The 8,265-nt window shown below is 47.8% G+C and carries 7 protein-coding genes and 1 pseudogene; 7 read left to right on the top strand and 1 reads right to left on the bottom strand.

Features of this window, described 5'->3' with window-relative positions; translation table 11 throughout:
* Window positions 1–492 (bottom strand): annotated as a pseudogene (locus AM228_RS28080) (photosystem II q(b) protein); the annotation flags it as partial.
* Between the two features lie 971 nt (window positions 493–1,463).
* Here AM228_RS28080 and hoxE point away from each other — a divergent pair.
* From hoxE to psbA, 7 genes are all read left to right on the top strand, one after another.
* Complete coding sequence (gene hoxE / locus AM228_RS28075; RefSeq protein WP_054470277.1) at window positions 1,464–1,997, top strand: bidirectional hydrogenase complex protein HoxE; 534 nt, start codon at window positions 1,464–1,466, stop codon at window positions 1,995–1,997.
* A gap of 58 nt (window positions 1,998–2,055) precedes the next feature.
* Window positions 2,056–3,675: an NADH-quinone oxidoreductase subunit NuoF gene (nuoF, locus tag AM228_RS28070; protein ID WP_054470275.1), complete on the top strand. Its 1,620-nt coding sequence runs from the start codon at window positions 2,056–2,058 to the stop codon at window positions 3,673–3,675.
* Window positions 3,676–3,826: 151 nt separating this feature from the next.
* On the top strand, window positions 3,827–4,543 hold the full coding sequence (hoxU, locus tag AM228_RS28065) for a bidirectional hydrogenase complex protein HoxU (RefSeq protein ID WP_054470274.1): 717 nt from the start codon (window positions 3,827–3,829) through the stop codon (window positions 4,541–4,543).
* Window positions 4,531–5,079, top strand: a complete 549-nt coding sequence (locus AM228_RS28060) for an oxidoreductase (protein ID WP_054470273.1) — start codon at window positions 4,531–4,533, stop codon at window positions 5,077–5,079. The genes hoxU and AM228_RS28060 overlap by 13 nt, the downstream gene beginning before the upstream one ends.
* A 119-nt stretch (window positions 5,080–5,198) precedes the next feature.
* Complete coding sequence (locus tag AM228_RS28055; protein WP_054470272.1) at window positions 5,199–6,623, top strand: Ni/Fe hydrogenase subunit alpha; 1,425 nt, start codon at window positions 5,199–5,201, stop codon at window positions 6,621–6,623.
* A gap of 195 nt (window positions 6,624–6,818) precedes the next feature.
* A complete protein-coding gene (locus tag AM228_RS28050; RefSeq protein WP_231636971.1) occupies window positions 6,819–7,271 on the top strand; it encodes a nitronate monooxygenase in 453 nt (150 codons plus the stop codon).
* Between the two features lie 126 nt (window positions 7,272–7,397).
* The coding region (psbA, locus tag AM228_RS28045) for a photosystem II q(b) protein (RefSeq protein ID WP_054470271.1) at window positions 7,398–8,265 on the top strand (868 nt) is incomplete at its 3' end.

Raw genomic sequence — 8,265 nt, 5'->3', positions numbered from 1 at the left:
ACCGATGGGGTAGATCAGGAACACGGCGCTGGCAGCCGCCACAGGAGCGCTGTAAGCGACGCAGATCCAAGGACGCATACCCAAGCGGTAGGATAATTCCCACTCACGACCCATGTAGCAGAAGATGCCGATCAGGAAGTGGAAAATCACTAACTGGTATGGGCCACCATTGTACAGCCACTCATCGAGAGAAGCGGCTTCCCAAATGGGGTAGAAGTGCAGACCGATCGCATTGCTGGAAGGAACAACGGCACCAGAGATGATGTTGTTGCCTAACAGTAAGGAACCCGCCACAGGTTCACGGATACCGTCGATGTCCACTGGAGGAGCAGCGACGAAAGCAATGATGTAGCAGATGGTTGCGGTCAAAAGGGTGGGGATCATCAGGACGCCGAACCAGCCCACATACAGGCGGTTATCGGTGCTCGTGACCCAGGAGCAGAAGCGCTGCCACAGAGAAGCGCTCTCGCGCTGTTGCAGAGTAGTGGTCATGTGTTTATGAGTGCTATGTATTTTTCTAGGTTCTATTTATTGGGCTTTTTGTTTGCCCATTTTTAATATAACACACAATTCTTTACATTTCAACCCTGATTAAGATTAAGCTTTTTTATGTAAAGAGTAAGTTTTTTTGATTAAAGCGCGATCGCCTATTTCCATCGAAACCAGGGGCGCGATCGCCGCTAGGGAATCATGGCTGAATTTGCCCGTGAATCATATTTTACTGAAGGCTGGGTTGTGGTGAATCACTCTCGGGGTCGCAAAAAAGCGGGCAAATCAACAGAAAAAATAAATCCCCATCCATGATTTCCCCTTGTTTTTGATGAATACATGACACAAGCTGAGTCAGTCAAAAATAGAGAAAAACTGTCTTAACCAAAAGCAGAGATTAAACAACAACCATGTTGTTTTTTTGAAATAAATCTTAAACAAATCTTAAGTTTTTCAACTGGCAAAACTGAAAATATAAATAAATCAAGCCGATGTCTGTATCTCATATTACTTCACATAATTTAATCTGTTTAGGGAATGGTTTTGACTATAATTCATAGAATAGCTTACAAAAAATCTAATGTCAGAGGAATTTAACTAATAAATCGGCAAAAAATCAGATCGATCGAATAACCAGCGGGGAGAAAATTTAACGGATAAATTATAAAAACATTCTGGAATCAGGCAATATATTCCTAAAAAATATGTCAGGATATAGAGTGAGCAGTCAACCAGAAGTTTGAGCATAATGAAAAACCTGTCTCAACCGCCTCAATTAGCTAGGAGGTTAAAACCATAAACGATTATCTGGGGAGATAAATACCGACTCAACATGGGAAGTGGAAATCTTTCTCAACGGGTAATTTACGCGGTCAACCTAATAGAGAAGCATTACCTGATCGCGACCCGCAAAAGCCGAATAACCCAACCCATAGAATCCCTTATTTCGAGCGAAAAAAAGGAATAAATTAGCTATGCAAACCAAAGAAGTGAAAAGTGAAGCGGCCAAAGCCAAAAAAAGCCCATCAGACCATCCTAGCGGGGATAAACGCTTCAAAGTGCTAGACATGACGATGAAGCGGAATCAATATCGTCAAGATGCGTTGATTGAGGTATTGCATAAAGCTCAAGAAGCTTTTGGCTACCTAGAAGAAGATGTATTGCTCTATGTAGCAAGAGGTCTGAAACTGCCCCTGAGTCGTGTATATGGCGTGGCGACCTTTTACCATCTCTTCACCCTGAAACCCAGTGGGGCGCATACTTGCGTCGTTTGCTTGGGCACTGCTTGTTATGTCAAAGGTGGGGGTGAAATTGTCAAAGAAATTGAGCAGAAATTCGGCATTCGCCCCGGTGAAACAACCCCCGATGGCCAGGTATCGGTGATGGCCGCCCGGTGTATTGGGGCTTGTGGCATTGCCCCGGCGGTGGTTTTTGACGGCACAGTGGCGAGTAAACAAACTCCAGAAGTGGTGGTGAATCGACTGGCGCAATACCAGAAAACTGAATGATAGAAAGAACATCACCTCCTGAATTTTGCCGAGGAATTGAAACAGAGGAGTAAGTAATATGGATTTAATTGAACTGCGTGAAATAGCCGCTAAAGAACGGGCAAGACAGAAGAACATTCGGGTACATTGCTGTACATCGACGGGTTGCCAAGCGTCTAATTCAGTGGAACTGAAGAAAAATCTGGAAACCGCCGCCACCGAAGCGGGCTTAGATGCGACGGTGGAAGTGGTCGGGGTTGGCTGCATGGGCTTTTGCGGTCGCGGGCCATTAGTCCAAATTGACCCAGACAATATTTTGTATGAAGAGGTGAAGCCAGAACAAGCCACCCTGATTATTGACGCCCTGAAAAACAATACGGAAGCAGACTTGCTTAAAGGCGACCCGAATCACCCATTTTTTAGCCGTCAAGTTCAGATTGTCAGAGAAAATAGCGGCAAAATTGACCCAGAACGGATTGAAGAATATATTGCCGTGGGTGGTTATGAGTCTTTATATAAGGTGATCCATGACATGAGTCCTGCGGAAGTGGTGCAGGAAATTACCAAGAGTGGATTGCGCGGACGTGGGGGCGGGGGTTTTCCCACGGGTCTGAAGTGGGCAACGGTGGCGAAGATGCCCGGAGATCAGAAATATGTGGTCTGCAATGGAGATGAAGGCGACCCTGGTGCGTTTATGGATCGCAGTGTCCTAGAAAGTGACCCCCATTTGGTCATCGAAGGGATGGCGATCGCCGGTTATGCTTTGGGTGCCAACCACGGGTTTATCTATGTGCGGGCGGAATATCCCCTGGCGATCAAACGCTTAGAAAAAGCCATTCAACAAGGCAAGAAATATGGTGTCCTCGGCAGTCAAATCTTTGGCTCACCGTTTGACTTCAAAATTGATATTCGCATGGGGGCGGGAGCCTTTGTCTGTGGGGAAGAAACCGCGCTGATCGCCTCTGTAGAAGGCGAACGGGGCAATCCTCGTCCTCGTCCTCCCTACCCGGCCCAGTCAGGACTATGGGAATGTCCCACCCTGATTAACAACGTGGAAACTTTTGCCAATATCGCCACGATTATTAATAAAGGGGCTGAGTGGTATGCCAGCATTGGCACCGAAAAGAGCAAAGGCACGAAAATTTTCGCCCTCACGGGCAAAATCCGCAACAATGGCCTGATTGAAGTGCCGATGGGGATTACCCTGCGGGAAATTGTGGAAGAAATGGGCGGCGGCGTTCCCAATGGCAGCGTCAAAGCGGTGCAAACCGGCGGCCCTTCCGGTGGTTGTATTCCGGCTCATTTGCTCGATACGCCCGTGGATTACGATTCCCTGACCAAACTGGGTTCGATGATGGGTTCCGGCGGTATGGTGGTCATGGATCAAAACACCAACATGGTAGACGTGGCGCAATTCTATATGGAGTTCTGCCGGGAAGAATCCTGCGGTAAATGTATTCCTTGCCGTGCGGGTACAGTGCAAATGCACGAAGCCCTGACCAAAATCCTCAAGGGACAAGCAACTTTGGCAGATATCGAAAAATTAGAAGCCCTCTGCCTGATGGTCAAAGAAACCAGCTTGTGTGGACTGGGGATGAGCGCACCGAACCCGATCCTCAGTACCCTCCGCTATTTCCGCGATGAGTATTTAGTGCTGCTTCAGGACAGTCCTAATGGAAAAGTGGCAGTGAGTTGTTAGTTATTGGCTGGTGGTTGTTGGTTGTTGGGTAGGGATTCTTTGGTTGGTGGGGGGAAACTGTACAAAATAACGAATAACGAATAACGAATCACTAACAACAAATAACCAACAACAATTAACCAATAACAAATAAAAGGAGAAATTAGGTCTTATGTCAGTTATCACTTTAACGATCAATGGTGAGATGGTCAGCGCTCGCGAGGGGGAAACAGTCCTACAAGTAGCGCGAGAGACCGGGATTCGGATTCCCACGTTGTGTCACTTGGAAGGTATCACCGATGTGGGCGCTTGTCGGGTTTGTTTGGTGGAAGTGGAAGGCATCCCCAAGTTGTTGCCCGCTTGTACCACCCAGCCCACGGAAGGGATGGTGATCCATACAAATAGTCCGAAGCTTCAAGAATATCGGCGCATGATTTTGGAGTTGCTGTTTGCGGAAGGCAACCATGTTTGTGCGGTTTGTGTGGCGAATGGCAATTGTGAGTTGCAAGATTTAGCGATCGAAGTGGGGATGGATCACAGCCGCTTTGAGTACCGTTTCCCCAAACGGGACGTGGATATGTCTCATGCTCAGTTTGGCATCGACCACAACCGCTGCATTATGTGTACACGGTGCGTGCGGGTGTGCGATGAAATTGAAGGGGCGCACGTTTGGGATGTGGCAAATCGTGGCGGCAATTCACGTCTGATTACGGGATTGAATCAACCTTGGGGTGAGGTAGATGCTTGTACTTCCTGCGGTAAGTGCGTGGAAGCTTGCCCCACGGGGTCGATTTTCCGTAAGGGTTCTACCACAGGAGAAATGACCCACGATCGCGACAAACTCGAATTTTTGGTCAACGCACGGGAGAATAAGCAATGGACAAGATAAGATTTGCTACGGTTTGGCTGGCTGGCTGTTCCGGCTGTCATATGTCTTTTCTAGACTTGGATGAGTGGCTGTTTGAAGTCGCCAAATATGTAGATGTGGTGTACAGCCCGGTGGGGTCTGATATCAAAGAATATCCCGAAAACGTTGATGTTTGTTTGGTGGAAGGCGCTGTTGCCAATGAAGATAATTTGGAACTACTCAAGTTAGTTCGAGAACGTACTAAGTTCCTGATTTCTTTTGGGGATTGTGCGGTGACGGCGAATGTGCCCGCGATGCGGAATATGTTGGGTTCCGCTGAACCTGTGTTGAAACGGGGTTATCTGGAATTGGGCGATATTACGCCACAGTTGCCCGATGAACCGGGGATTGTGCCAGAGTTACTTGACCGGGTGAGTCCGGTACATGAGGTGGTGTCGGTAGATTTGTATTTGCCCGGTTGTCCCCCGGATGCGGCTCGGATTAAAGCGGCGATCGCACCACTCCTGAATGGCGAAAAACCCGTGATGGCAGGACGAGAAATGATTAAGTTTGGTTAAAAATTTGGTTAGGGGTTATTGGTTATTTGTTATTTTTGATGCAAAAGTGCCAATCACAAACCACCAATAACCACTAACAAATAACCAGTTAAAAATCACAAGAATTCAGGCAAGTTATTATGGCGAAAACAGTAGTAATTGATCCGGTGACGCGGATTGAAGGTCACGCAAAAATATCGATTTTTCTAGATGATGCCGGTGAAGTCGATGATGTTCGATTTCATGTGGTCGAATATCGCGGTTTTGAGAAGTTCTGCGAAGGTAGACCTTTTACAGAAATGGCTGGGATTACCGCTCGGATTTGCGGAATTTGTCCAGTAAGTCATTTGTTGGCAGCGGCAAAAACTGGGGATAAAATTCTGGCGGTGAAGGTGCCGGTAGCTGCGGAAAAATTGCGGCGCATGATGAATTTGGCCCAGTTTACCCAATCTCATGCTTTGTCGTTTTTCCACTTAAGTAGTCCTGACTTTTTGTTAGGATGGGATAGCGATCCTGCGACCCGAAATGTGTTTGGTTTGATGGCGGCAGACCCGGATTTAGCCAGGGCAGGGATTCGTTTGCGGCAGTTTGGCCAAACGATTATTGAGTTGCTGGGGGCGAAAAAGATTCACGCTGCTTGGGCGGTTCCCGGTGGGGTGCGATCGCCTCTGAATGACGAAAAATGCCAGTGGATTCGCGATCGCCTACCAGAATCTTTCGCGACCATTGAAACAGCTTTGAGTTTGTTTAAGCGTCTTTTAGATCAACTGACCACAGAAGTAGCAGAGTTTGGTAATTTCCCCTCCCTATTTATGGGATTAGTGGGCAAAAATGGCGAATGGGAACATTATGGCGGTCATCTGCGCTTTACCGATAGTCAAGGCAATATTGTGGCCGATAATTTGAGTGAAGATAATTATCGGGACTTTATCGGTGAGTCCGTGGAAAAATGGTCTTATCTGAAATTCCCCTATTACAAACCTTTGGGTTATCCTGATGGGATTTATCGGGTTGGGCCTTTGGCGCGGGTGAATATTTGCTCTAATTTTGGTACTCCTCTCGCCGATCGCGAGTTACAAGAATTCCGCGATCGGGCTGGTGGTGTGGCGACTTCTTCCTTCTTCTATCACTATGCCCGGTTGCTAGAAATCGTCGCTTCGTTAGAGAAAATTGAACAGCTAGTTAACGATCCCGATGTGGTTTCTAGCCGAGTTCGGGCTACGGGTGGAGTGAATGAATTGGATGCGATCGGGGTCAGCGAAGCCCCACGGGGTACTTTATTCCATCATTACCAAGTAGATGAAAATGGTTTGCTGCAAAAAGTCAACCTGATTGTTGCCACCGGCAATAATAACTTGGCGATGAATAAAACCGTGGCCCAAATTGCCAAGCATTATATTCACGGGAATGACATTCCTGAAGAAATGCTCAACCGCGTAGAAGCGGGGATTCGTTGCTACGATCCTTGCTTGAGTTGTTCCACCCACGCTGCCGGACAAATGCCTCTGCATATCGAATTAGTTGGGGCAAATGGCCAAGTTTTGGATCGAGTTTTGCGCGATTAATCTCAGCAACCCGGTTTCTTGAAGCAACCCGGTTTCTTGAAGAAACCGGGTTTATTTGTCCGCTAACTTTTATATAACTATTACACTATATAGTTGTATGACTTACCACAAATACTTATACTGAACTAGGAACGGCTAAAGTCACCGCTTCACCGACCACCCACAAGATATTCCTAAACCAGAAGACAAAAACCTATGGAAACATTGCCTTCACTACAAATTGGTCAACATATCGCCCGTTATCCCATCATCCAGGGGGGAATGGGGATCCGCATTTCGGGATCGCATCTGGCCGCTGCCGTTGCCAATGCGGGAGGAGTCGGCGTCGTCTCCGGGGTGGGATTAGGGTTAAATTCGCCCTACTTTGACCCCAACGAAAGCAACCCTCGGATCAGACGAGAACAGTTTTTTGAGGCCAATCGATTGGCGTTGATTGACGAACTGCAAACCGCCCGCCAACTGAGTCCCGATGGGATTATCGGCGTCAACGTGATGGTGGTGGCTAGAGATTATGAAACTCTAGTTCGCACTTCGGCGGAACAGGGGGTAAACCTGATTATTTCCGGCGCCGGTTTGCCCCCGAACCCCCACAAGATTAGCTTAAAAAGAGGGGTTGGGGGTATATTCCTAGGGATGCCACCACTCTAATCATAAGTGCAAATTATCAGACTGATGAGAATAAATATTTATTAAACCCCTTTACAAAGCTTAACAATCGGGTTAATCTATAAACATCATCCGAACATTGAAAACTACATAGCACTCATAAAGCACATGACTACTACTCTGCAACAACGCGAAAGCGCTTCTCTGTGGCAGCGCTTCTGTTCTTGGGTCACGAGCACCGATAACCGCCTGTATGTGGGCTGGTTCGGCGTCCTGATGATCCCCACCCTTCTGACCGCAACCATCTGCTACATCATTGCTTTCGTCGCTGCTCCTCCCGTGGACATCGACGGTATCCGTGAACCTGTGGCGGGTTCCTTACTGTTAGGCAACAACATCATCTCTGGTGCCGTTGTTCCTTCTTCTAACGCCATTGGCTTACACTTCTACCCCATTTGGGAAGCCGCTTCTCTCGATGAGTGGCTGTACAATGGTGGCCCATACCAGTTGGTGATTTTCCACTTCCTGATCGGCATCTTCTGCTACATGGGTCGTGAGTGGGAATTATCCTACCGCTTGGGTATGCGTCCTTGGATCTGCGTCGCTTACAGCGCTCCTGTGGCGGCTGCCAGCGCCGTGTTCCTGATCTACCCCATCGGTCAAGGTTCTTTCTCTGACGGTATGCCTCTGGGTATCTCTGGAACCTTCAACTTCATGTTGGTATTCCAAGCTGAACACAATATCCTGATGCACCCCTTCCATATGTTAGGTGTGGCCGGTGTGTTCGGTGGCGCTCTGTTCTCCGCTATGCACGGTTCTTTGGTGACTTCTTCCTTGGTTCGTGAAACCACCGAAGTGGAAAGCCAAAACTATGGTTACAAGTTCGGTCAAGAAGAAGAAACCTACAACATCGTTGCCGCTCACGGTTACTTTGGTCGTTTGATCTTCCAATACGCTTCTTTCAACAACAGCCGCTCCTTGCACTTCTTCTTGGGTGCATGGCCGGTGATTGGGATCTGGTTCACCGCTCTGGGTG

The organism is Planktothricoides sp. SR001 (assembly GCF_001276715.1).
GTDB lineage: Bacteria > Cyanobacteriota > Cyanobacteriia > Cyanobacteriales > Laspinemataceae > Planktothricoides > Planktothricoides raciborskii.
The sequence above is the reverse complement of the archived record's forward strand: the minus strand, read 5'-3'. Positions and strand labels throughout refer to the sequence as shown.